A 24,569-nucleotide genomic window follows, 5' to 3' on the forward strand; every position below is an offset into this window, starting at 1 on the left:
CTGTTCCCCCGGATGTCGACTCCTCTGGAGGAACAGTATTGCACTTAAAACGCCAACTTGTAACGTTCTCAGGCTCTGCATTTCACTCTTCAGGCGTAACGGGAAGCGGCCAGCCGCCAAGACGTTTCCAGCGGTTAACGATTTCGCAAAACAGCATTGCCGTTTGTTCAGTGTCATACAGTGCTGAGTGTGCCTGAGTGCTATCGAATGCCATTCCCGCCGCAGTACAGGCTTTAGAGAGTACCGTCTGCCCTAGTGCAAGCCCGCTGAGTGCGGCGGTATCAAAGGTCACAAACGGATGAAAAGGGTTACGTTTGAGAGAAGCACGGTTGGCTGCTGCCATCAGAAAACCGTGATCGAAGGTCGCATTATGCGCAACCATAATGGCGCGGTTACAGCCTGTATCTTTAATGCCTTTACGCACCATTTTAAAGATGGCATGCAGGGCATCATATTCGCGTACTGCACCACGTTGTGGATCGTTCGGATCGATGCCGTTAAAGGCAAGGGCTTCCGGTTGCAGATTCGCCCCTTCGAAAGGTTCAACATGAAAATGCAACGTATTGTCCGGCATCAGCCAGCCTTGCTCATCCATTTTCAGCGTGATAGCAGCGATCTCAAGCAGTGCATCAGTTTTAGCGTTAAACCCTGCCGTTTCAACATCAATAACAACAGGATAATAACCACGAAAACGGTCACACAGACCGGTAAGTTGAGCGTTATCGGACATCTGATTCTCTTAATACGGATAAATTGCAGCGCGCATTATGACAAATATTACTTGCCGATGCAGTAAAGATGCGGGCGTGATGAGTTCACGCCCGGCAGAAGATTAGTTGCCCAGACCGCGACCGGCGTCTTTCTCTTCGATTAATTCAATTTTGTAACCGTCCGGATCTTCCACAAACGCGATAACCGTAGTGCCGCCTTTTACCGGACCCGCTTCACGGGTGACGTTACCGCCGTTCTGACGGATTTTTTCGCACGCTTTAGCAGCGTTATCTACGCTAAGCGCGATGTGACCATAAGCAGTGCCGAGTTCGTATTTATCCACGCCCCAGTTGTAGGTCAGTTCAATCACCGCTTCTTCGGTTTCCGGGCCGTAGCCAACAAACGCCAGTGAGTATTTGTATTCCGGGTTTTCGCTGGTACGCAGCAGTTTCATGCCCAGTACTTTGGTATAAAAATCGATGGAGCGCTGCAGATCGCCAACGCGCAGCATGGTATGAAGAAGACGCATCTTTATATCCTCAAAATGGCTAACAGATTCAAAATGTTGTTTTAGTATAGCGGCGGCTTTGCGCCGCTCGCAATGCTGGATTACAGCGTCGGGTAATCCGTGTAGCCTTCCGCACCGCCACCATAGAAACTTTCAGCACGCTGTGGGTTAAGCTCAGCTTTTCGCTGCAAGCGGGCGACCAGATCCGGGTTTGCAATCCAGTCTCGACCAAATGCCACCGCATCAATTAACCCTTTGCCGATCAGCGTTTCGGCTTTTTCTACCGTGTATGCACCTGCGCCGATAATCGGACCGTGGAAACGGGCGCGTACTTTTTCGCGGAACGCATCAGTATACGGTTGGCCTCCCGCCCAGTCCGGTTCGGACATATGCAGGTAAGCTATGCCACGTTTGCCCAGTTGTTCAATCAGATATAGTGCATCGGCTTCTTCATTTGGGCCATTATCCGTGTTCTGGAAAGTACCGATTGGCGAAACACGAATGCCAATGCGGTCGGCTCCCCATTCTTCAATCCCGGCATCGACCACTTCCAGCACCAGACGTGCGCGATTTTCCACGCTGCCGCCGTACTGATCGGTACGATGGTTTGAAGAAGGAGAAAGGAACTGATGCAGCAAATAACCGTGAGCAGAGTGGAGCTCCACCAGATCAAACCCGGCTTCACGCGCGTTAGCAATGGCCTGACGGAAATCATTGACGATACCCGGAATCTCTTCCAGTTCAAGCGCACGCGGCATGGATGTTTCAACGCGGATCGCCTGACCATTTTCATCGCGCAGAGAAGTACGTGTTCCCGCGCTAAGTGCTGAAGGCGCTACCGGTGCCTGACCGCCAGGTTGCAGGCTGGCGTGAGAAATGCGTCCGGTGTGCCACAACTGCACGGCCATATGACCATTTTCAGCATGAACGCCAGCGGTGATTTTTTTCCATGCGGCAATTTGCTCCGGACTATGGATGCCAGGCGCGCCTGCATATCCTTTTGCCTGGGCAGAAATTTGCGTGGCTTCGCTAATAATCAAACCGGCACTGGCTCGTTGGCGATAGTATTCCGCCATCAACGGGGTAGGGATGTCACCCGGTTCAATACTGCGCAGACGTGTCAGCGGTGCCATAAAAATACGGTTTGCCGCCGTGATCGCGCCCACTTTCAGTGGGGAATACAGTTTTTCAGATGACATAAAGGCTCCCGGTGGTCTGGTGATAAAAAATGCCTGCTAAACGGCAGGCGTCGCAATAATGGTTTTTACATGGGCCAGCGCGTTTTCCAGTGGCTCGAAACTGCGCGAAATTTTGGCCTGCAAATTCGCGCCAAGCCACAGTGCGTAAAGCACTTGTGCCTGTTGCAGCGGTTCGCCACAAAAGGTTAAACAATGGTTCTCACGGCCATTTTCCAGCGCCTGAGAGAGCAGGGCGATCACGCCGCGAGCCCCTTTATCCATCGCGCTGCGCATATCTTCTGACAGATCGCACACTTCGGCAGAGAGTTTTACTGTCAGGCAACCACTGATGGTTCCATGTTGGCAAAACTGGTTCAGTGTTTGCTGGTAATAAGCCAGTATGCGGTCGCGGTAGTTACCTTCGCCGGATTGCAGCAACTCAGTCAGTCGCAGGTGATATGCGGCGTAATGGCGCTCAAGCATGGCAACGCCAAACGCTTCTTTAGAGCGAAAGTAGTGATAGAAGGACCCTTTCGGCACTTCAGCAGTTTTTAGTAATTCGCTTAGCCCCATCCCGGTGAATCCACGTTGCAGGCAAAGTTGTTCGCCCGTCGCCAGGAGATGTTCGCGAGTATCATGTTCGGTGTGTTTGTTCATGTGTTGGAGTGTAGTAGACCAGTCGGTCTAGTGCAAGCAAAGTTGCTACTTTGGGCATTAACAGCTTCAATAATGGTAATAATCTTATCTCAGGAGGGCGAGGTGGCGGAGCAATTAGAGTTCTTTCCCGTCCAGAGCCCGTGCCGGGGAATTTGCCAGTCTGACGAACGCGGATTTTGTCGCGGCTGTTTTCGTAGTCGGGATGAGCGTTTTAACTGGAATAAAATGAGCGATGGCGAAAAACAAGAGGTGCTGCGCCTTTGTCGGCAGCGATTAATGCGCAAATTACGTGCAAATAAGCCAGCGTCATCAGACGAACCGGAGCAACCATCACTCTTTTGAACATAATCTTGCGTATACTCCTCTCATATCTGATAAGAGGAAGCGATTATGGTTCAGCGTATTACTATTGCGCCGCAAGGCCCGGAGTTTTCCCGTTTTGTGATGGGCTACTGGCGATTGATGGACTGGAATATGTCCGCCCGCCAGCTGGTCAGCTTTATTGAAGAGCATCTGGATCTCGGCGTAACTACCGTGGACCACGCTGATATTTATGGCGGCTATCAGTGCGAAGCAGCGTTTGGCGAGGCACTGAAACTGGCACCTCATCTGCGTGAACGGATGGAAATTGTCAGCAAATGCGGTATCGCGACGACCGCGCGTGAAGAAAATGTCATTGGTCATTATATTACTGACCGCGATCACATCATTAAGAGTGCCGAACAGTCGCTGATTAATCTCGCGACCGATCATCTGGATCTGCTGTTAATCCACCGACCAGACCCGTTAATGGATGCCGATGAAGTGGCAGACGCGTTTAAGCATCTGCATCAGAGCGGCAAAGTGCGTCATTTTGGCGTATCGAACTTTACGCCTGCGCAATTTGCGCTGTTGCAATCACGTCTGCCGTTTACCCTTGCCACTAATCAGGTGGAAATATCCCCGGTGCATCAGCCGTTACTGTTGGATGGCACGCTCGACCAACTGCAGCAACTGCGTGTTCGTCCGATGGCGTGGTCCTGCCTTGGTGGTGGTCGTCTGTTTAATGATGATTATTTCCAGCCGCTGCGTGATGAACTGGCTGTGGTGGCGGAGGAGTTAAACGCGGGCTCTATTGAACAGGTGGTTTACGCCTGGGTGTTACGTTTACCGTCGCAGCCGCTGCCAATTATCGGCTCAGGTAAAATTGAGCGTGTACGGGCGGCTGTCGAAGCAGAAACATTGAAAATGACCCGTCAACAATGGTTCCGTATCCGTAAAGCAGCACTAGGTTACGACGTACCGTAAGCACTTTTAGGAATAGCCGCCGTTCAAAAATGTGTCACTGGTTTACACTTATTCAGGAATGCACAATGAACGGAGGTCCTATGAAACGTTTTAGTCTGGCCATTCTGGCGCTGGTTGTTGCGACCGGCGCACAAGCTGCCAGTGAAAAAGTCGAGATGAACCTCGTTACGTCGCAAGGGGTTGGGCAGACAATTGGTAGCGTCACCATTACTGAAACCGATAAAGGTCTGGAGTTTTCGCCCGATCTGAAAGCATTACCTCCCGGTGAACATGGCTTCCATATTCATGCAAAAGGAAGCTGCCAGCCAGCCACCAAAGATGGAAAAGCCAGCGCCGCGGAATCCGCAGGCGGGCATCTTGATCCACAAAATACCGGTAAACATGAAGGGCCAGAAGGTGCCGGACATTTAGGCGATCTGCCTGCACTGGTAGTCAATAATGACGGCAAAGCTACCGATGCTGTCATCGCGCCTCGTCTGAAATCACTGGATGAAATCAAAGACAAAGCACTGATGGTTCACGTTGGCGGCGATAATATGTCCGATCAACCTAAACCGCTGGGCGGTGGCGGTGAACGCTATGCCTGTGGAGTGATTAAGTAACTAAGAGCCCAGCGTACCTTGCGCCGGCGCGTGCTCAAGTTGCGAAAGCGAGCAGTGCAGTCGCCAGACAATTGCCGCCAGCTCCTGGGCGGCAGGTTGATGATGACGGGCAAGTGCATCACAAATACGTTGTAACTCTTCAAGCGTGGCAGCCAGCGAACGTTGCTGAACGCCACGCTCACTCATCACTCCCCGCAGCAATGCAATACAGTTATCCCTGACACGCGCAAGTGGATCTGAGCGTGACTCCCAGTCACGCAATTGCCAGACCACATGTGAACAATTCAGTAGTACGACTCCCCAACGTAACAACCAGCGGCGGGCTGGCGCATCCTGACTATTACTTAGCTGACTCACATGATGGTAAGTCAGAGATTCAAACTCGCTTTCGCTAAGTGAAGGGCGACGGCTAAGCTGATCAACAAAATTGCGGCGTAATGCACGAATATGGCGGCGACTTTTGCGCGCGTCAGAACCTGGACGAAGGATTGCAAATGCCAGCCACGCGATGCCAACACCGACAATTTTCGCGGTATTGTCATTAAGAAAATCAGCAAAATCATAAACCGGCGGGTTGGTAACAGAGATAAATGATCCCATGAAAACAATGAGCTGCCCCCATAATGCCGTCAGTTTAGGCATTTGTAGCTTAAGCAATTGCATTGTGGTCAATAAAGGAAACAAAAAAAACAGAAATTGCCACAACTCACTAACTTGTACCATCAGCCCGAATTTCACCACAAAACTGAATAATGAAAGTAGAACCAGAGTACGCATCAGTAATGAAAGTGATTTAAAGGGGGCCGCAACAGCAGAGTAGAGTACGCAACTTATGGCTGCGAGCGTTAATGCACCAGAACCATATTCCCACTGTGCTCCAATACTCCATGCGCCGATTACCATTAACGTACTGAAGGTACGCAATCCACTCCACGCAGCTTCGGCATTATCAGTATGGCGGGCGAGTGCTGGCGTCCGGGTTATTGAGATTTGCTCTGGTGCAGCTCCGTTTTGCAGCATTTGTAGCTGCTGGCTGCTTTTCAGAAATAATCTCGCAAAATATCTCAGTCGTAGCCAGAAGGCGACATGGCGGTAATCACTTTTATCATATGGATAAAGTGGAGCAAGGAGCCGCGCAACGGTATAAAAATGCGTATGTGGATCGGCTAGAGCAGTAAGAAGATTTTCAATAACTGTTCGCGTATTGTCAGGCGGTGAGGGCCAGTTAACCAGCATCCTTCTCTGACTGGAAATAACACTGGTTAACCGAAGTTGCCGATGCAACAACGCATTCAACAGGGCGTTATGGCGACGGAAACGGTAGTGACTCCAGAAGGCCTGAATACGCAGAAGATTCATGGTTAAAATCTGTCCAATAACACCTTCATGTGCTGAGCGAATGGCTTCTGTTGTTTCCGGTTGCCACAACAGCCGGGCATGTTCCAGCAGGCGGGCATTCATATTCTTTAATGAGGTTAAAAGTGTGGTGCCATCGGAGGTGCTGGGCAAAACCATCATCATCATCGCCCCACATAAGATCCCCACAATCACTTCACAGACCCGCGCCTGGGCGATATCCCAGAGTTGGGTGCTTTCGGTAATATTGATCATCGGGAAGGCAATGATTGCTGCGGTATAGCCTGCCAGTTGAAAAGCGTAAGCAACGTTATTACTGAAGTGCGCGCAAGCCCAGGTGCAAAATCCAATCCATGCCGACATGCTCAGTAGAAAAAACCAGGGTTCATTCAGAGTATGCCCGGCGAGAAGAAGCGCTGCGGTGGCACCAAGCAGGCTTCCTCCGATTCGACCAAAACTTTTACTGATAACACCACCAACCGTAGGAAAGCTCACTACTGCAGCAGAGGTCATTGCCCAATAAGGTTCGTCAAGATCGAAATAGTAAGCCACCGTCAATGCCAGACACATAGCAATGCAATTTCTTAGTGCATAGCGCCATTGTGCAGTTGTAGCCCGTATCCAGGGGGCATTTCGGAGGCTGGGAACTTTCATTTATTGGCCAATCGCCACGCTGCATGTTGTGCCAGCAACCAGAGTTACATCTTTGGGCAGGTGATTGAATTCGATGCGTACGGGCACCCGTTGTGCCAGACGAACCCAGGGCACATTAGGTTTGATATCGGGTACCAGACCAGAATCACTCTCGACACTCTGATCATATATAGCTCGCCCAATGCTGGAAACGTGACCCTGTAACTTTACATTGCCACTGTATAAAGTGATTTGGGCAGGAGCACCTTCACGAATATGTTGCAGTTTAGTTTCTTCAAAATACCCCATGACATAAAACGATTTGCTGTCAATGAGGGCGAAAAGAGGAGTTCCGGTGGTCGCGTAATCGCCAACGCGGGTGGACAGATTTGTGACCCAACCTGCTACAGGAGCACGAACTTCCGTTTGTGCCAGTTGCCATTGCGCCTGTTTTAACGAAGCTTTGGCTTCATCTACACTGGCCTGCATTGCTTTAACGTTCAAATTTGCAGTATCCAGCTCTTCAACAGAAATAAATTTTTGTGATAAATGGCGACGGCGTGTCGCTTCGTTGTTTGCCTTTGCTAAATCCGACTGCGCTTTCGCCAGCTGGGCCTCGGCGTTCAGTTCTGTAATTTTAAAGGGCGTATTATCAATGATAAATAAGACGTCATTGGCATTAACAAATTGATTATCCTTAACATTTAATTTACTAATCCGACCAGGAACTTGTGGGGCGACACTCACTTGTTCAGCACGGATTTTGCCATCACGCGTCCAGGGCGACTGCATGTAATAATTCCATAACCACCAACCCGCCAGGATAGCGATAGTTGCGATGGCAATAGTTGAAAAATACTTAACTGTTTTAAGCGACATATTCACCACACAATTAACAAGACCAGTCCAAGGCAGACGCTAAGGATAAAAAGGGATAAATCCATAAGCAGGGGATGCCATATTTCACCCGAATAGATCCACTCACGAAGTAGTCGGTGAATAACTAACCAGATAATGAAACCCACTGCAAACGCCTTGAAAATAGGAGGGAAGTAAACCGATGCACCAATCACCAGATCTTGAAGCGGTAATCCTGTTTCGTTAAGTATAAACTTCACGAGAAATATTCCTTTGCGTCAGTTAACGCGGTTTTTTTGTTGGTAAAATTCCGATGCAAAATGAGTGTTTTTTTCGTGTAATTTCTGAAAAATATGCCTGAGATTAATTAAATGGCGTAATATATTTGTTTTAGTAATGGAATTGCTGCAAACTATTATAAATGAGCATAATATCTTAGCAAGCTAATTATAAGGAGATGAAATTGGAATCGCCACTAGGTTCTGATCTGGCACGGTTGGTGCGCATATGGCGTGCTCTGATAGACCATCGCCTGAAACCTCTGGAATTAACTCAGACGCACTGGGTGACGCTACACAGCATTCATCAATTGCCGCCTGAACAATCACAAATTCAACTGGCTAAAGCGATTGGCATCGAACAGCCTTCCCTGGTGCGCACCTTAGATCAACTCGAAGAAAAAGGGTTGATTTCACGTCAGACCTGCGCGAGCGATCGCCGGGCAAAACGCATTAAGTTGACGGAAAAAGCCGAGCCACTTATTGCAGATATGGAAGCGGTGATCAACAAAACGCGCAGTGAAATTCTTGAAGGTATCGCACCAGAAGAAATTGAACTGTTGGTCAAACTGATTGCCCGACTTGAACACAACATCATTACGCTACAGGCGCAAGGATAAACTTCAGATAATTAAGGGGGCAGTAGTTGCCCCCTTTTGTCATTATTAGCGAGGAGAAACAGTGACCTGGCTACCGTTGCTTGCCAGTACGACACGTTGACCTGCGGAGAAATGGGTGCTCCCTTGTTTCTGCACGACCATGATGGTTTTGCCATCATCCTTACGGATTTCCAGCTCCACACCATCAGTTTTGTTCAGCGCACTCTGTACGCCCTGACCTGCGACCCCACCTGCAACGGCTCCCGCTGCAGTTGCCAGTGAACGACCTGTGCCGCCTCCTACGGTATTACCCAGGAAACCACCGAGAACCGCACCGCCAATAGCGCCGATGACATTCGCATCATCACCACCCTGAATTTTTACCGGGCGGACATTAACAATTGTACCGTAGCTGACATTCTGAATCTGCTTTGCTTCAGAGGCAGTATAGACATCCCCTGAAAGGGTGTCATTGTTCACACAACCTACTAAAGAAAGACCAACCATTGACACAATGAGCGCACGTTTAATCATTGAAAAATCTCCTGTTTACCATAAAACGCCACACTGGCATCCCTCTCAGTAAAGTCTATGATATTTGTCGTATCTGGATGATAGGATCGTCCAGAACGGTGACGAAATCATGATGAGAATCGGGTAATCTTATTATAAACAACTCATTCACTAAAATTATTAATTTCACGTAAACCACAGGCTAAAACAGCTAAAAAAATAGCTGAAGCATGGCATTGACGAGGCGTTTGTGGTGGAGTGTGACAGATAAATTATGCTGCATAAGGAAGGCCTATGAGATCCGGTCGTTATATTGGCGTTATGTCAGGAACCAGCCTTGATGGAGTTGATGTGGTGCTGGCGGCGATAGATGAAAACATGGTGGCGCAGCAAGCCAGCCTGAGTTGGCCTATCCCGGTCGAACTCAAACAGGCCGTGCTGGATATTTGCCAAGGCCAACAACTCACACTTTCTCAGTTTGGACAACTCGATACCCGATTAGGCATCTTGTTTGCTGATGCCGTAAATGGTTTGCTGGCACAAGAAAACCTACAACCGCAGGATATCGTGGCAATAGGCTGCCACGGTCAAACGGTCTGGCATGAACCACAAGGCCCGGCTCCCCATACTTTGCAAATTGGTGATAACAATCAGATCGTTGCCCGTACAGGCATCACCGTTGTCGGGGATTTTCGTCGCCGTGATATCGCGCTCGGTGGACAAGGCGCACCACTGGTGCCGGCGTTTCATCATGCACTGTTAGCACATCCTACCGAACGACGGATGGTGCTAAATATTGGGGGTATTGCCAATCTGTCAATGCTTCTCCCCGGACAACCAGTACGGGGTTACGACACCGGTCCTGGTAACATGTTGATGGATGCCTGGATCTGGCGGCAGTGTGCCAAACCGTATGATAAAGATGCTCAGTGGGCCTGTGAAGGGAATGTCGTGTTACCGTTGTTACAGCAAATGCTTAACGATCCCTACTTTGCCGCACCAGCACCAAAAAGTACCGGGCGTGAATACTTCAATTATGGCTGGCTGGAACGTCATCTACAGAAATTCCCAGGACTGCGGTCGCGGGACGTTCAGGCGACACTGGCAGAACTTACTGCTGTGACTATCTCCGAGCAAGTCTTGTTGAGCGGAGGCTGCGATCGCCTGATGGTGTGTGGCGGAGGAAGTCGCAATCCATTAGTAATGGCGCGTCTGGCTGGTTTACTGCCTGGCACAGAAGTGACCACAACAGATACGGCAGGTATCAGTGGTGATGATATGGAGGCCTTAGCTTTTGCATGGCTTGCCTGGCGAACACTGGCTGGTCTGGCGGGCAATTTACCGTCGGTCACTGGCGCCAGTGAGGCGACAGTGCTTGGCGCAATTTTTCCAGCTAATCCCCCGCGAACTCAGAGTTAACTGAATTTTTCTTAGTCATACTGCCGTTACACTAGGAATGTTAGGGAGGGCGTTTTGCCCTCCGGACCAGGAAAGTCTTCAGGATGCTGCTATGAAAAAACTGCTACTCCTTTGCTTACCGCTGATTCTTACAGGCTGTAGTGCTTTTAATCAGTTTGTTGAGACGTTGCAAACCGAGACGCTGGAATACCAGTGTGATGAAAAACCGTTGACAGTAAAACTGAATAATCCTCGCCAGGTGGTGAGTTTTGTCTACGATAATAAATTGCTTAATCTGAAACAGGGAATTTCAGCTTCAGGGACGCGTTATAGCGATGGAATTTATGTTTTCTGGTCGAAGGGTAACGAGGCGACGGTCTATAAACGTGACCGTATCGTCTTGAATAACTGCCAGTTACAAAATAACCAGCGTTGAGATTTTTCCAGGGGCGGCGCACAATAGCGTCACCCACTGACAATGAAAATCGAACGTATGTCTGATAACGATGAACTGCAGCAAATTGCTCATTTGCGCCGCGAATATACCAAAGGTGGTTTACGCCGCCGCGATCTTCCTGCCGATCCATTAACTCTTTTCGAACGTTGGTTGTCTCAGGCCTGTGAGGCCAAACTGGCTGATCCAACTGCGATGGTTGTCGCTACTGTTGATGAAAATGGTCAGCCTTATCAGCGAATTGTCTTACTCAAACATTACGATGAAAAAGGGATGGTGTTTTACACGAATCTGGGCAGTCGCAAAGCGCACCAGATTGAAAGTAATCCCCGAGTCAGTTTGCTTTTCCCATGGCATACCCTTGAGCGTCAGGTTATGGTGACTGGCAAAGCCGAACGTCTCTCAACACTGGAGGTCGTAAAATATTTTCATAGCCGTCCTCGCGACAGCCAGATAGGGGCATGGGTGTCTAAACAATCCAGTCGTATTTCCGCTCGCGGTATTCTGGAAAGCAAATTCCTCGAACTGAAACAGAAATTCCAGCAAGGTGAAGTTCCATTGCCCAGTTTTTGGGGCGGTTTCCGTGTCAGTATGGAACAAATAGAGTTCTGGCAGGGTGGAGAACACCGTCTTCATGACCGCTTTTTATACCAGCGTGAAAACGACGCATGGAAAATTGACCGTCTCGCTCCCTGAAGATGCAAAAATCTTGTTTTAAGCGCTGGCACTCCTGATTCCGGCGCTTTATCCTATGTCTCTTTCGCATCTGGCGAAAAGTCGTGTACCGGCAAAGGTGCAGTCGTTATATACATGGAGATTTTGATGGCAAGCAGTAACTTGATTAAACAATTGCAAGAGCGGGGGCTGGTGGCCCAGGTGACGGATGAAGAAGCGTTAGCAGAGCGACTGGCGCAAGGCCCGATCGCGCTCTATTGCGGCTTCGATCCTACCGCTGACAGCTTGCATTTGGGGCATCTTGTTCCATTGTTATGCCTGAAACGCTTCCAGCAGGCGGGTCACAAGCCGGTTGCGCTGGTAGGTGGCGCAACGGGTCTTATTGGCGATCCGAGCTTTAAAGCTGCCGAGCGTAAACTGAACACAGAAGAAACTGTTCAGGAGTGGGTGGACAAAATCCGCAAACAGGTAGCCCCGTTCCTCGATTTCGACTGCGGAGAAAACTCTGCTATCGCGGCCAACAACTACGACTGGTTCGGCAATATGAATGTGCTGACCTTCCTGCGCGATATCGGTAAGCACTTCTCCGTTAACCAGATGATCAACAAAGAAGCGGTTAAGCAACGTCTCAACCGTGAAGATCAGGGTATTTCTTTTACTGAGTTTTCTTACAACCTGCTGCAGGGTTATGACTTTGCCTGCCTGAACAAGCTGTACGGTGTGTCGTTACAGATTGGCGGTTCAGACCAGTGGGGCAATATCACATCCGGTATCGATTTGACTCGCCGCCTGCATCAAAATCAGGTGTTTGGTCTGACCGTTCCGCTGATCACCAAAGCTGATGGTACTAAGTTTGGTAAAACCGAAGGTGGTGCTGTGTGGCTGGATCCGAAGAAAACCAGTCCGTATAAGTTCTACCAGTTCTGGATCAACACTGCCGACGCTGATGTCTACCGCTTCCTGAAGTTCTTCACTTTCATGAGCATTGAAGAAATTAATGCCCTTGAAGAAGAAGACAAAAACAGTGGCAAAGCACCGCGCGCTCAGTATGTGCTGGCGGAGCAGGTGACTCGTTTGGTTCACGGTGAAGAAGGTTTACAGGCCGCTAAACGTATTACCGAATGTTTGTTCAGTGGTTCTCTGAGCGCGCTGAGCGAGGCTGATTTCGAACAACTGGCGCAAGATGGCGTACCAATGGTCGAAATGGAAAAAGGCGCAGACCTGATGCAGGCGCTGGTCGATTCTGAACTGCAACCATCCCGTGGTCAGGCGCGTAAAACAATCGCTTCTAATGCCGTAACAATTAACGGTGAAAAACAGTCCGATCCTGAATATTTCTTCAAAGAAGAAGACCGTCTGTTTGGTCGCTTTACATTGTTACGTCGCGGTAAAAAGAATTACTGTCTGATTTGCTGGAAGTAATACTTTGAATTAGGGAGTGAGAAATCACTCCCTTATTTATTTGTTCAGGTACAAAAATGAAGAATATTCTCGCCATTCAATCTCACGTTGTCTTTGGTCATGCTGGTAATAGCGCTGCAGAATTTCCGATGCGCCGCCTGGGCGCTAATGTCTGGCCGTTAAATACCGTACAATTTTCAAACCACACGCAATATGGTAAATGGACGGGTTGTGTAATGCCTCCCAGCCATTTAACCGAAATCGTTCAGGGCATTGCCGCAATTAACAAATTGCAAACATGCGATGCTGTATTAAGCGGTTATCTTGGTTCAGCCGAGCAGGGCGAACATATTCTTGGTATTGTACGCCAGGTGAAAGAGGCTAATCCGCAGGCAAAATATTTCTGCGATCCGGTCATGGGGCACCCGGAAAAAGGGTGTATTGTTGCCCCTGGTGTGGCGGAATTCCATGTCAGATACTCTCTGCCAGCAAGCGATATTATTGCCCCGAATCTGGTAGAGCTGGAAATTCTTTGCGAACATCCGGTTCATAATGTTGCCGAAGCAGTCGCTGCGGCACGTGAACTAATTGCCAAAGGGCCGCAGATCGTTTTGGTAAAACATTTGGCTCGTGCAGGTTATAGTGCTGATCGCTTTGAAATGTTATTGGTCACCGCAGACGAAGCCTGGCATATCAGTCGCCCTCTGGTTGATTTTGGCGCACGCCAGCCTGTTGGTGTTGGCGATGTAACCAGCGGCTTACTCCTGGTGAAACTGTTGCAAGGCGCGACCCTACAACAGGCGCTGGAACATGTCACTGCTGCAGTGTATGAAATTATGCTGACAACGAAAGCAATGCAGGAGTATGAACTGCAAGTTGTCGCAGCTCAGGATCGCATTGCTAACCCTGAACATTATTTCAGTGCGACACAGCTTTAATTTTTGTCGCTATTCAAAACACTTATCCGGTCTGAGAGTGCATCAACAGAACCGGATAAGTGATTTATCTCGCCATCTGGCGTTAACGTTTACTTTAATCCTTCCGCTGACAGTGCCGCTTTAACTTTCGGGCGTTCTGCCATTCGCGTCATATATGAAGCGATATGATCTAAACCTTCCATATTCAGCTTAACGCCATATGCCCAACGCAAAACTGTGAACAGGTAAGCATCGGCAATGGTGAAACGTGCGCCACAAATCCACTGGTCATCTTTTAGCGCATTGTCAATGTAGTGCAGTTTCTTTTCAAGCTGCGCACGCACGGATGGCTTAAACTCTTCCGGTGTATCAGGACGAAACAGTGGCGTGAAGCCTTTGTGTAGCTCAGTGGCAATGTAATTCAGCCATTCGATGGTCTGGTAGCGGGCAAGGGTATTAACAGGGGCCAGTAATTGATGATCAGGCACAAGGTCTGCCAAGTATTGCATAATAGCAACGCCTTCGGTGAGTAGCGCACCTTCATCAAGCAGCAGTGCCGGAACCTGACCTTTGGGATTGACAGCGAAGTAGTCATCGCCATTTTCCAGGCGTTTGTTCTGTAAATCCACACACTCCAGAGTGAAATCCTTACCACTCTCACGAAGGGTGATATGAGAAGCCAGTGAACAGGCGCCGGGTTTGTAAAACAGTTTCATCGCTAACTCCTTTTGACTGATTGAAAGATCATGGTAGTGCGCAAATGGGTAAAAAAAAAGCCGCTAACGCAAAGTTAGCGGCTTAAAAAAGCGTTTCCCTTAAAACTTACGCAGTCGCAGTTTTAGATGCTTTTTTGTCATCTGAATCGTCCTGAGTCATACGATTCAGTTTCGGAGCAGTCAGCAGCATCAGGACAGCAATTACCGCAGTAACGATACCGATCTGCATAAATACGCGACCATAGACTTCCAGAGACATCAGTGGATCGGAAACATTTTCTGGTACAGCCATCATGTTGGCAACATAACCGCCAATGATGTTGGCACCGGCAGTGGTCAGGAACCAGCTACCCATAATAAAGCCCATCAGACGCTGTGGAACGAGCTGAGCAACCATTGCCAGACCCAGACCAGAAATCATCAGTTCACCGATACTCTGCAGGCCGTAGCTTGCCACCAACCAGCCAGAGGAAACGATACCCGCGTCAGTGGCGAATTTTGCACCCAGTGGCAGGATCAGGAACGCACCGGAGCACATCACCATACCGATAGCGAACTTAGTTGGCATCGGCAGAGTATCGCCCATCTTGTTATACAGAGCGGCCAGAATAGGGCTACCAATGATGATCCAGAACGGGTTAAGTGCCTGGTACTGTTCAGGTACAACCGTCATGCCCAGAATGGTGTGTTCAACGTTACGAATCGCAAAGAAGTTCAGTGACGTTGGCATCTGGCTATAAAGCACGAAGAAGATAATGGCTTCTAGCATCAGGATGAATGCAACGATCATTTTACGACGTGCAGCACCTTTCATGGCGATAGCTTCTTTACCAAAGATAAAGACGATACCCAGAGCAACAACGCCCAGTGCCATGCGTGCAATTTCCTGGTTGTGCAGCAGCCAGGTAGCGATCGCGATCAGTGCAATAACACCGATGATGGTCAGCAACAGGTTACGGTAGTTAACTGGCGCGAAGTCAGGTTTGGAACCGTACTGTTTAACCCAACGTTGGCAGAAAGCGAAGTTAACGATGGTAATAATCAGGCCCACTACGCTCAGTGCGAATGCTACGCTCCAGCCATACCGGTCAGCCAGCCATGGTGTTGCCAGCATGGAGAAGAAAGAACCGATGTTGACGGACATATAGTACATGGTAAATGCACCGTCCAGACGCGGATCATCTTTCGCATAGCAGGTAGAAAGCAGGGAGGATGGGTTAGCTTTAAACAAGCCGTTACCCACAGCGATTGCTGCCATACCCATATAGACAACACCGACATCGTGCCCGGACCATGCAACAAGCCCATAACCGATAGCCAGAACGATTGCACCAAGCATGATGACACGCTTAGTACCCAGTACTTTGTCGCCCAACCAGCCGCCGATAGCGACCAGACCGTAAACGAGAGCACTAAATGAGGAGAACAGGGTGATCGAATCCGCTTCAGACATACCCAGTTGTTTAACCAGGTAAACAGCCATAATTCCTTGCAGGCCGTAGTAACCGAAACGTTCCCAGAGCTCAATCGAGAAGATGAGATAGAACGCCTTAGGTTGTTTGAAAGCGTTCAAACTCACGCTTTCAGTTGGTTTATTGTTTGCAGTTGACACTTTAACCTCTTTTTTTACATCCCATATTAACGGGGGTGTTCTGGCACGTTATGCCGTCAGTACATTCGTGCATTGTTATAGTGGGAGGGGAAACGGCAGGTAATGTTCCCTGGATTACATTTTCAGACAAGTCTTTTGTAATAATCCGTTACATTTATCATGGATGGATGATTCCTCGGTTACCTCAAATGTTATCCAGCGTTAAATTTTTTCATTTCCGCAATGGCAGTTTTTTACTCTGCAAGTTGGTTAAGGTAATGCTTGGAATGGAATTATATTTTGCTTGGTTACGCAAAACATAGTGATATAGGCCAGCAAGTGGCTAATAGCCAGTGTAATCTTTTGTATAAAAAATCTTACAGATGATTATTCATTTCAGGATTTCACCGGAATCACCCTTTTTTTTAACACCAGTAGTACATTGTGATTTGAGTCACATATAGATAGAAAATTTCGCTATTAAAAGAACTATCAACCTGCAAACGTGGTTAATCACCAGCAGATTGTCTGATGAAGAGGTAACGAAGCGGCATCATTAACCAGATGAGAGCAATAGCAGGGGGAGTGACGTCGGGGGCGCGTGAGCACGCCCCGCGAGGTATCAGATATCGACTTTCTCTTTGTATTCACAAAGATCTTCAATGATACATGAGCCGCAGCGTGGTTTACGGGCGATGCAGGTATAACGACCATGCAAAATAAGCCAGTGGTGACAATCTACTTTGAACTCCGCTGGTACTACTTTCAGCAGCTTCTCTTCCACCTGTTCGACATTTTTACCTGGCGCAAACTGCGTACGGTTACAGACGCGGAAAATATGAGTATCAACCGCGATAGTCGGCCAGCCGAAAGCGGTATTGAGCACTACATTGGCCGTTTTTCTGCCCACACCAGGCAAAGCTTCCAGTGCCGCGCGATCTTCTGGTACTTCACCGTTATGTTTCTCCAGCAGAATACGGCAGGTCTTAATCACATTTTCTGCTTTAGTGTTGAATAAGCCGATAGTTTTGATATATGACTTCAGGCCTTCAACACCCAACTCCAGCATCGCAGCGGGCGTATTAGCAACTGGATAGAGCTTTGCTGTGGCTTTATTAACGCTGACATCCGTCGCCTGGGCTGAAAGTAGTACTGCGATTAACAGTTCAAACGGTGAAGAAAAATTGAGTTCAGTTGTTGGATGTGGATTGTTATCACGCAGGCGCGTGAGGATCTCCACTCTTTTAGTTTGATTCATCAGACTTTCCCTGTTTCGCCTGCTGGTATTTCATTCACAACAGTTTTTGCACGGCGCTTTTTCATTTTTTCATCGATAAGATATTTACCTGCCAGCATTAGTCCAAGGCCGATAAACGCACCTGGCGGCAACATTGCCAGCAGGAAAGGGGAATCGGTATGGAAAATTTCGACACGTAAGACTTTGGCCCAATTGCCCAGTAGCGCATCGGCGCCATCAAACAACGTGCCATTACCAATAATTTCACGCATGGCGCCGAGAACAAACATTGCGCCAGTTGCCCCCATTCCAATTGCAAAACCATCCAGTGCCGAAAGTGCAGGGCCTTTTTTCGCCGCGAAGGCTTCTGCACGGCCAACGACGATACAGTTCGTAACAATAAGCGGAATAAAGATCCCCAGCGACTGATAAAGACCAAATGCATAGGCGTTGATCAACATTTGCACTGCGCTTACCACCGAAGCGATGATCATGACATAAATCGGGATACGGATTTCTGTTGGTGTCCAACGACGTAGCGTCGAAATCGTCAGATTGGTTAGAGTCAGCACCAGCGTCGTTGCCAGCCCTAATCCAAGCGCGTTTGTCGCTGTAGAAGTGACCGCCAATAAAGGACACATGCCGAGCAGCTGCACCAGTGCAGAGTTGTTTTTCCACAATCCCTGGACAATGACATCTTTAATCTCGCTCATTGTTATTCTCCACAGGCGGTAAGTTGAGGAAGTTGTTCTGGCAACTGTTGGGCGTACAGTCCGGCTCGTTTGACGGCGTTAACGACTGCACGTGGTGTGATGGTTGCACCAGTGAACTGGTCAAATTCACCACCATCTTTTTTCACTGCCCAACGACGGTCATCTGCGCCGTCAATTTTTTTTCCCGCAAAAAAGGTGATCCAGTCGGAGAGACGCCGCTCAATTTTGTCACCAAGACCAGGTGTTTCATGATGTTCAGTAACACGGGTGCCGAGAATGGTGCCACTGAAATCGGCGCCAACAAGTAACTGAATAGCGCCAGAATAACCATCAGGTGCAGTTGCCTCCAGTACCGCAGCGACAGGTTGATCATCTTGTTTAGCAATATAAACGCGGTGTTCGCCTTTACCCAGTTCAGGTGCATTAACCAGATAACAACTCTCAGTCAGGCGGTTATTGTAGTGATCTGTGGGTAATACCTGATCAAATAACGCCTTTTGCTGGATGGCGGCTTGTTCAGCAATGGTCGATTTGGTCATCTGGTTTATGGCTGCAGTTAATCCTGCTGACCCGGCAGCAAACAGGGCCAGAGTGATGCCATGTTTTCGAATCGTTTTCAGCATGATTTATCCTTTCCGGTGTCCGTAAACGCGCGGGCGCGTGTAGTAATCGATCAGAGGAACGGTAATATTCGCCAGCAGGACAGCAAATGCCACACCATCGGGATAGCCACCAAAGCTACGAATAAGCCAGACGAGCACACCCGCCAGAGCGCCGAAAATTAAGCGTCCACGATTGGTAGTAGACGCGGTGACGGGATCGGTAAGAATAAAAAATGCCCCCAACATCGTCGCGCCGGAAAGCATATGAATTTGTGGCGACGCGAGCGATTCAGGTGCAAACAACCAACCGAGTGTCGCGCACAGCGCCAGTGACACCAGAAAACTTACCGGGATATGCCAGCGGATAACTTTAATCGTAAGCAACCATACACCGCCAGCCAGCCATGCGAGGTTAACCCACTGCCAGCCAGCACCTGCCAACATGCCGCTAAAGATGGGATACTGCATGATCTGTTCAACGGAGCGACCAGAATGTAACGAAGTTTTCAGCGTATCTAAGGGTGTCGCCTGGCTGATTCCATCAATACCCATTCGCAGTGTACTCATATCACCACCGCTGGTGGTATGTCCGGTGAAAATCACCTGTAACGCGTCTGCCATGCCAGGTACGGTTGCTGCAATTTCATAGGGGGGGAGCCAGTTGGTCATCTGGACCGGGAAAGAGATCAGCAAAACAACATAACCGATCATTGCCGGGTTGAACGGATTCTGCCCCAGACCGCCGTAAAGTTGCTTGGCGATAATTACCGCAAAGACCGTACCGAGAACTACCATCCACCACGGTGCGAGAGGCGGAATACTTACAGCTAACAGCAAACCGGTCAGTAGTGCTGAATTATCTTTCAGAATGGCGGCAATTGGCTGATTTCTCAGTTTTAACACCAAAGCTTCAGCTGAAAGGGCGCTAATGACAGCCAATATGATCTGGACAAGTGTGCCCCAGCCAAAGAACCACAATTGTGTCGCAATACCAGGAATAGCGGCCAGCAATACCAACAGCATAATCCGTGAAGTTTGCCGTTGGTTATGGGTATAGGGGGAGCTTGCGATTCTGAATACCATTTAGTCCTCGTTAACTACCTTTTGCTGTGCTGCTTTTTTGGCTTGCGCCCGCGCGATAGCTGCAGCGATTGCAGCTTTACGTGGATCAACCACTTCTTCGCCGTTTGCTGCTGTGGTATTGCGCGGTTCAACCGTTTCGTTATCACTTGTATTAGCGGCGGCTTGCTGTTGCTGTTTACGTGCTTTGGCACGGGCGATAGCTGCTTCAACCGCGGCTTTGCGTGGATCAACCGTTTCGTTATCACTGGTATTAGCAGCAGCTTGTTGTTCTTGTTTGCGAGCTTTGGCACGGGCGATAGCGGCCTCAACCGCGGCTTTGCGTGGATCGACCGTTTCGTTAGCACTGGTATTAGCAGAGGCTTGCTGTTGCTGTTTACGTGCTTTGGCACGGGCGATAGCTGCTTCAACAGCGGCTTTGCGTGGATCGACCGTTTCGTTAGCACTGGTATCAGTGACAGCTTGTTGTTCCTGCTTACGTGCTTTAGCTCGGGCAATAGCAGCCTCAACAGCGGCTTTACGCGGATCGGCTGTTGATGGTGATTCATCGGCTTGTAGAATTTGCGCCTGCTTTGCTCTGGCCTGCGCTTTACGTGCTTCTCGTGCTGCGATAATAGCGCTGTTATCCGGACGTTCACCCGCTTTAATGATAATCGGTTGTGTCGCTTGCGTTTGTTTCTCTTTCACTCTGGCAAGAGCTGCCGCAATGGCGTCTTTATCTTTCTCTGCAGGTTGAACTGCTGCTTTTTTATGCCGTTCAAGACGCGCAGCTTTTTCACGCTCCAGACGTGCCTGCCTTGCTTCGAATCGTGCTTTGGCTTCAGCTGCACGTCGTTCTTCCTGGCGAATTGCGGCAATCTCTGCCTTTTCCTGACGAAAATATTGCACCAGCGGAATATTACTAGGACAAACCCAGGCGCAGGCACCACATTCAATACAGTCGGCAATATTGTGCGCAGTGGCCTTATCGTGTAGCTGACCTTTGCTAAACCAATATAACTGTTGTGGCAGTAAATCTGCCGGACAGGCGTCGGCGCACGAGCTGCAACGAATACAACCTTGTTCTTCTTGCGGTTCGCCGAGTTCCGAAGCTGAAGGGGCTAACAGACAGTTGGTAATTTTGACAACAGGTACATCCAGCCAGGGAAGAGTAAAGCCCATTAATGGCCCGCCCATAATTACCATCTGGTCGGCTGAAGGGCAAAATCCGGCATCGGTTAGCAGATGCTTTACAGGCGTTCCCAGCCGTGCCCATACATTACCCGGACGGCTGACGGCCTCACCAGTAAGTGTGACCACGCGTTCGGTGATCGGCTCTCCGTCAATGACGGCGCGTTTCACCGCGTAAGCCGTACCGACGTTTTGCATTAACACGCCAATATCTGAGGAACGACCGCCATGCGGCACTTGTTTGCCCGTCAGAATATATGTCAACTGTTTGGCACCGCCAGAAGGATACTTGGTTGGGATTACCCGCAGCGAAATGTCATGTGAATCAGCAAGAACTGCACGCAGCATGGAAATAGCCTGCGGTTTATTATCTTCAATGCCGATCAACACTTCACGAGGCTGGAGGATATGCGCAAGAATGCGGATACCTTCCACAACTTGTGCTGCACAATCCTGCATCAGACGATCATCAGCAGTGATATATGGCTCACATTCCGCGGCGTTAATAATCAGCGTTTCAATTTTATCGCCACCGCCTTGCAATTTAACGCCAGTCGGGAAGCCTGCACCGCCGAGACCCGCCACGCCAAATTGATGAATACGCGCAATTAACTCCTCGCGGCTGTGATTGCGATAATCCAGCCAGCCATCACGTTCAATCCAGCGATCTTCGCCATCAGCATCAATAATCACGCTTAATTCAGCCAGCGCAGAAGGATGTGCCGTGGAGTGGGGGGCAATGGCGACCACGGTGCCGGAAGTCGGAGCATGTATGGGCAGCATTTTCCCGCGGCCACGCGTTAAAGGCTGACCACGTAAAACATGATCACCCACACTCACGCACAATTCTCCCTCAGCACCTATATGTTGTTTTAGGGGCATAACAAAACGTTGCGCCAGCGGAACCTGGCGCAACGGTGTGCCGTTAGACTGGCTTTTCATTTCTGGTGGATGAATGCCACCATTAAAGTCCCAGATCTTATTTTTTTTAAAGGCAGAGAATAACTTAAGCATGGTGTTCCACTGGAATGATGCGAACAGGAATCGTGTTCAGATCCCACTTCCAACTGTCAGGCGTTTCAGCAACAGGCTGTAAAGAGATGCACTGCGTCGGACAAGGATCAACGCACAAATTGCAGCCAGTACAGAGGTCACTCATGACGGTATGCATTGCACGGGTAGCACCAACGATGGCATCTACCGGGCAGGCCTGAATACATTTGGTGCAGCCAATGCAATTATTTTCGTCAATCACCGCCACCACTCGTGCTGGCGCGAGTTCCTGCTCTTCGCCATCAAGAGGTTGCGGTTCGACATTTAACAATTCAGAAATTTTCAACATAACCGCTTCACCACCTGGCGCACAGCGGTTAATTTTTTCGCCATTGCAACTGATAGCTTCAGCATAAGGGCGACAGCCTGGATAACCGCACTGCCCACACTGGCTTTGCGGTAAAATTTCGTCGATTTTTTCAACGACCGGATCATCTTCCACTGCAAAACGGCGGGAGGCATAACCCAGAATGGCGCCAAACGCCAGGCCTAACAGGCTTATGGCGGCAACGGCAATCCAGATAGTATTCATTACAACTTCACCAAACCACTGAAGCCCATAAAGGCCAGAGACATTAAACCAGCAGTAATCAGCGCAATGGCGTTACCGCGAAATGGTGCCGGAACGTTTGCAACGGCCAGACGTTCGCGAATAGCGGCGAACAATACCATAACCAGCGAAAAGCCCACCGCAGCAGAAAAACCGTACAATGCTGACTGCAGGAAATTGTGCCCGAGATTAATATTCAGCAACGCCACACCCAGCACCGCACAGTTAGTGGTGATAAGTGGGAGAAAAATCCCCAGCAAACGGTAAAGTACCGGGCTGGTTTTGCGTACCACCATCTCAGTAAACTGCACCACTACAGCGATAACCAATATAAACGCCAGTGTGCGCAGATAAATCAGATTGAGCGGAATCAGGATCCAGGTATCGATAAGCCATGCGCAAATGGAGGCAAGGGTCATCACAAAGGTCGTAGCCAGCCCCATACCCATTGCCGTTTCCAGCTTTTTGGAAACGCCCATGAACGGACAAAGGCCAAGAAACTTCACCAGTACAAAGTTATTGACCAGTACAGTCCCGACAAACAGTAGCAAGTAATCAGTCATTTTTCGGCCTGAAATAAAAAAGCCGCCTATTATCCGTTAATCCACATCAGGCGACAACAGGTTAACTGTAAGGTTATTACGGGTTCACAAACGTTGCTGTAACACGAGCCGAGCGTTTGAAATAGGGGACGAATAAAGCCGTCGCAAGTAGTGAAAACAGTAACTGACGTACAACCAAAGTGTCAGCAGCTGGTGAAAAGGCAAATGCTTTAACAGCCAACAGCACAGAGATAAGCAGCCAGATAATATAGTGTTTTGGTACACATCGACGGCGTTTAAAGAAAGCGATTGTTAACCACAATGTGTAATACCACATGCCAATGGCGGTAATAAAGGAGGCGGCCCATAACGCCAGACTGGTTGAGCCTTGTTCGCCCAGCATTTTCAACGTTTGCGGTGACGCCAAAGCCATTGCGTAAAGCATCATAGCCAGTGAAACACTCAGCAATGCCACTAAGAGCCAGGCTAATGGTGCAAGCAACCAGCCGCCGATACGTTGTGCCGGTGTTGAGGTCATAATTTCTCCGGATGTGCTAAAGCTAACAGGCGTACCAAATCATTTGAGCCGATTATTATATCGCTTTCAATGATGATCGCTACTTTCTTTATTATTGCACGTAGTGCCAGACGGATTGCGGCACTTTGCCGATATCGTACAGACGACCACCAGAGACCAGTTCTGCACGACGATGGTCAGCAGCACGGTACATATTGATTATTTCATGATCATCGGTAAGGGTATAATTAAGATGGTCAAACAGTTTTTCAAGACTTTCAAGCGAACTGATTTTACGAAATTTTAATAAATAGTCCTGTACAGTCATAGAAGGTTCCATATTAAAATTAATACTAAAGAGGTAGGATTGACTCCGGGAACGGCAAAATAACCACAAAAATTATTCAACAGCCAGCAATGAAATAGGTAGCGATAATGAAAAAATACTCGACAAAATCGAACAAAGAATATCCTGCATACTCGTTACTGACAATCATTAAAGACGTAGTGATAAATATTATTATCCGAATTCAGTGACACATTCTGTTGCATATTGTACAACCGGCTGCGAGCCAGGCGAAAGAAATCTCGTGGTCACCTTTATTTCTTTTGTACCGCTGTTGTTTGCTCAGGTGGTTGATAGTTATCAATATGACTGGCTACGCCTAACAGAATGACAGAAATCACTAATACAACCCAACCGGTTAATTCAATTAAACGATTCATCGCGGATTACTTCGACTAAGATTTTCAATATACAGGGTACGAATATT

Annotated in this window: 29 protein-coding genes; 9 read left to right on the plus strand and 20 right to left on the minus strand. The window is 48.9% G+C overall.

The annotated features are described in order from the left end of the window. Nucleotides 1-82: 82 nt before the first annotated feature. From rnt to nemR, 4 genes are all read right to left on the minus strand, one after another. Entirely contained in the window at nt 83-730 is a 648-nt protein-coding gene (gene rnt / locus K0335_RS02030) for a ribonuclease T (RefSeq protein ID WP_001282299.1), read from the minus strand. Between the two features lie 102 nt (nt 731-832). Further along, complete coding sequence (gloA, locus tag K0335_RS02035) at nt 833-1,240, minus strand: lactoylglutathione lyase (RefSeq protein ID WP_001237799.1); 408 nt, start codon at nt 1,238-1,240, stop codon at nt 833-835. Between the two features lie 80 nt (nt 1,241-1,320). After that, on the minus strand, nt 1,321-2,418 hold the full coding sequence (nemA, locus tag K0335_RS02040) for an N-ethylmaleimide reductase (RefSeq protein ID WP_000093593.1): 1,098 nt from the start codon (nt 2,416-2,418) through the stop codon (nt 1,321-1,323). Nucleotides 2,419-2,454: 36 nt separating this feature from the next. Next, nucleotides 2,455-3,054: a DNA-binding transcriptional regulator NemR gene (gene nemR / locus K0335_RS02045; RefSeq protein WP_001032929.1), complete on the minus strand. Its 600-nt coding sequence runs from the start codon at nt 3,052-3,054 to the stop codon at nt 2,455-2,457. A gap of 102 nt (nt 3,055-3,156) precedes the next feature. Here nemR and K0335_RS02050 point away from each other — a divergent pair, with 102 nt between their 5' ends. From K0335_RS02050 to sodC, 3 genes are all read left to right on the plus strand, one after another. Continuing rightward, complete coding sequence (locus K0335_RS02050; protein WP_000840481.1) at nt 3,157-3,396, plus strand: DUF1289 domain-containing protein; 240 nt, start codon at nt 3,157-3,159, stop codon at nt 3,394-3,396. 48 nt (nt 3,397-3,444) lie between these two features. Continuing rightward, nucleotides 3,445-4,341 carry an aldo/keto reductase family oxidoreductase gene (locus tag K0335_RS02055; RefSeq protein WP_000250656.1) on the plus strand — a complete coding sequence of 299 codons (897 nt, stop codon included), beginning with the start codon at nt 3,445-3,447 and terminating at the stop codon, nt 4,339-4,341. Nucleotides 4,342-4,421: 80 nt separating this feature from the next. After that, nucleotides 4,422-4,943, plus strand: a complete 522-nt coding sequence (gene sodC, locus K0335_RS02060; RefSeq protein ID WP_002431560.1) for a superoxide dismutase [Cu-Zn] SodC — start codon at nt 4,422-4,424, stop codon at nt 4,941-4,943. Here sodC and K0335_RS02065 read toward each other — a convergent pair whose 3' ends face one another. The 3 genes from K0335_RS02065 to K0335_RS02075 are packed head-to-tail and all read right to left on the minus strand — an operon-like array spanning nt 4,944 to nt 8,050. Continuing rightward, complete coding sequence (locus K0335_RS02065; protein WP_160194037.1) at nt 4,944-6,953, minus strand: FUSC family protein; 2,010 nt, start codon at nt 6,951-6,953, stop codon at nt 4,944-4,946. Continuing rightward, nucleotides 6,954-7,811: an HlyD family secretion protein gene (locus K0335_RS02070; protein WP_104919713.1), complete on the minus strand. Its 858-nt coding sequence runs from the start codon at nt 7,809-7,811 to the stop codon at nt 6,954-6,956. A 2-nt stretch (nt 7,812-7,813) separates the two neighbouring features. Beyond that, a complete protein-coding gene (locus K0335_RS02075; protein WP_000668781.1) occupies nt 7,814-8,050 on the minus strand; it encodes a DUF1656 domain-containing protein in 237 nt (78 codons plus the stop codon). 197 nt (nt 8,051-8,247) lie between these two features. Here K0335_RS02075 and slyA point away from each other — a divergent pair, with 197 nt between their 5' ends. Next, a complete protein-coding gene (gene slyA, locus K0335_RS02080; protein ID WP_000764576.1) occupies nt 8,248-8,688 on the plus strand; it encodes a transcriptional regulator SlyA in 441 nt (146 codons plus the stop codon). A 45-nt stretch (nt 8,689-8,733) separates the two neighbouring features. Here the strand turns inward: slyA and slyB are convergent, their stop codons facing one another. Next, entirely contained in the window at nt 8,734-9,201 is a 468-nt protein-coding gene (slyB, locus tag K0335_RS02085; protein WP_000595673.1) for an outer membrane lipoprotein SlyB, read from the minus strand. 273 nt (nt 9,202-9,474) lie between these two features. On the opposite strand from slyB, the gene anmK reads away from it, so the two are divergent. The 5 genes from anmK (at nt 9,475) to pdxY (ending at nt 14,046) form a co-directional block, all read left to right on the plus strand. Continuing rightward, on the plus strand, nt 9,475-10,599 hold the full coding sequence (gene anmK, locus K0335_RS02090; protein WP_001256262.1) for an anhydro-N-acetylmuramic acid kinase: 1,125 nt from the start codon (nt 9,475-9,477) through the stop codon (nt 10,597-10,599). 91 nt (nt 10,600-10,690) lie between these two features. After that, on the plus strand, nt 10,691-11,014 hold the full coding sequence (gene mliC / locus K0335_RS02095; RefSeq protein ID WP_000734958.1) for a C-type lysozyme inhibitor: 324 nt from the start codon (nt 10,691-10,693) through the stop codon (nt 11,012-11,014). A gap of 57 nt (nt 11,015-11,071) precedes the next feature. Then, the gene (gene pdxH / locus K0335_RS02100) at nt 11,072-11,728 is read left to right on the plus strand and encodes a pyridoxamine 5'-phosphate oxidase (RefSeq protein WP_015953371.1); all 657 of its coding nucleotides are present in this window, start codon (nt 11,072-11,074) and stop codon (nt 11,726-11,728) included. 126 nt (nt 11,729-11,854) lie between these two features. Further along, nucleotides 11,855-13,129 (plus strand): tyrosine--tRNA ligase, encoded by a 1,275-nt coding sequence (tyrS, locus tag K0335_RS02105; RefSeq protein ID WP_002431557.1) that lies wholly within the window; start codon nt 11,855-11,857, stop codon nt 13,127-13,129. A gap of 56 nt (nt 13,130-13,185) precedes the next feature. Further along, nucleotides 13,186-14,046: a pyridoxal kinase PdxY gene (gene pdxY, locus K0335_RS02110; protein WP_000789728.1), complete on the plus strand. Its 861-nt coding sequence runs from the start codon at nt 13,186-13,188 to the stop codon at nt 14,044-14,046. Between the two features lie 89 nt (nt 14,047-14,135). Here pdxY and gstA read toward each other — a convergent pair whose 3' ends face one another. The 12 genes from gstA to blr all read right to left on the minus strand — a co-directional run bounded on the left by gstA (nt 14,136) and on the right by blr (nt 24,522). Continuing rightward, nucleotides 14,136-14,741 carry a glutathione transferase GstA gene (gstA, locus tag K0335_RS02115; RefSeq protein WP_000765733.1) on the minus strand — a complete coding sequence of 202 codons (606 nt, stop codon included), beginning with the start codon at nt 14,739-14,741 and terminating at the stop codon, nt 14,136-14,138. Between the two features lie 106 nt (nt 14,742-14,847). Continuing rightward, nucleotides 14,848-16,353 carry a dipeptide/tripeptide permease DtpA gene (gene dtpA / locus K0335_RS02120; RefSeq protein ID WP_000100917.1) on the minus strand — a complete coding sequence of 502 codons (1,506 nt, stop codon included), beginning with the start codon at nt 16,351-16,353 and terminating at the stop codon, nt 14,848-14,850. Nucleotides 16,354-16,954: 601 nt separating this feature from the next. Then, nucleotides 16,955-17,590, minus strand: a complete 636-nt coding sequence (gene nth, locus K0335_RS02125; RefSeq protein ID WP_001076952.1) for an endonuclease III — start codon at nt 17,588-17,590, stop codon at nt 16,955-16,957. Further along, complete coding sequence (locus K0335_RS02130; protein ID WP_001289670.1) at nt 17,590-18,282, minus strand: electron transport complex subunit E; 693 nt, start codon at nt 18,280-18,282, stop codon at nt 17,590-17,592. The genes nth and K0335_RS02130 overlap by 1 nt, the downstream gene beginning before the upstream one ends. Nucleotides 18,283-18,284: 2 nt before the next feature. Beyond that, nucleotides 18,285-18,905 (minus strand): electron transport complex subunit RsxG, encoded by a 621-nt coding sequence (gene rsxG / locus K0335_RS02135; RefSeq protein WP_000920776.1) that lies wholly within the window; start codon nt 18,903-18,905, stop codon nt 18,285-18,287. A gap of 3 nt (nt 18,906-18,908) precedes the next feature. Beyond that, a complete protein-coding gene (rsxD, locus tag K0335_RS02140; protein ID WP_046077535.1) occupies nt 18,909-19,967 on the minus strand; it encodes an electron transport complex subunit RsxD in 1,059 nt (352 codons plus the stop codon). Next, nucleotides 19,968-22,148, minus strand: coding sequence for an electron transport complex subunit RsxC (rsxC, locus tag K0335_RS02145; protein WP_000915565.1), 2,181 nt, complete (start codon nt 22,146-22,148; stop codon nt 19,968-19,970). Beyond that, complete coding sequence (gene rsxB / locus K0335_RS02150; protein WP_001092590.1) at nt 22,141-22,719, minus strand: electron transport complex subunit RsxB; 579 nt, start codon at nt 22,717-22,719, stop codon at nt 22,141-22,143. The genes rsxC and rsxB overlap by 8 nt, the downstream gene beginning before the upstream one ends. After that, the gene (rsxA, locus tag K0335_RS02155; RefSeq protein WP_000133195.1) at nt 22,719-23,300 is read right to left on the minus strand and encodes an electron transport complex subunit RsxA; all 582 of its coding nucleotides are present in this window, start codon (nt 23,298-23,300) and stop codon (nt 22,719-22,721) included. The genes rsxB and rsxA overlap by 1 nt, the downstream gene beginning before the upstream one ends. Nucleotides 23,301-23,376: 76 nt before the next feature. After that, nucleotides 23,377-23,817, minus strand: a complete 441-nt coding sequence (locus K0335_RS02160) for a DUF2569 domain-containing protein (RefSeq protein ID WP_104919717.1) — start codon at nt 23,815-23,817, stop codon at nt 23,377-23,379. Between the two features lie 91 nt (nt 23,818-23,908). Beyond that, the gene (ydgT, locus tag K0335_RS02165; RefSeq protein ID WP_000217945.1) at nt 23,909-24,124 is read right to left on the minus strand and encodes a transcription modulator YdgT; all 216 of its coding nucleotides are present in this window, start codon (nt 24,122-24,124) and stop codon (nt 23,909-23,911) included. 272 nt (nt 24,125-24,396) lie between these two features. Continuing rightward, on the minus strand, nt 24,397-24,522 hold the full coding sequence (blr, locus tag K0335_RS02170) for a division septum protein Blr (protein WP_001080815.1): 126 nt from the start codon (nt 24,520-24,522) through the stop codon (nt 24,397-24,399). Nucleotides 24,523-24,569: the final 47 nt, after the last annotated feature.

This window comes from Escherichia sp. GZ89 (genome assembly GCF_019366485.1).
GTDB classification, from domain to species: domain Bacteria; phylum Pseudomonadota; class Gammaproteobacteria; order Enterobacterales; family Enterobacteriaceae; genus Escherichia; species Escherichia fergusonii.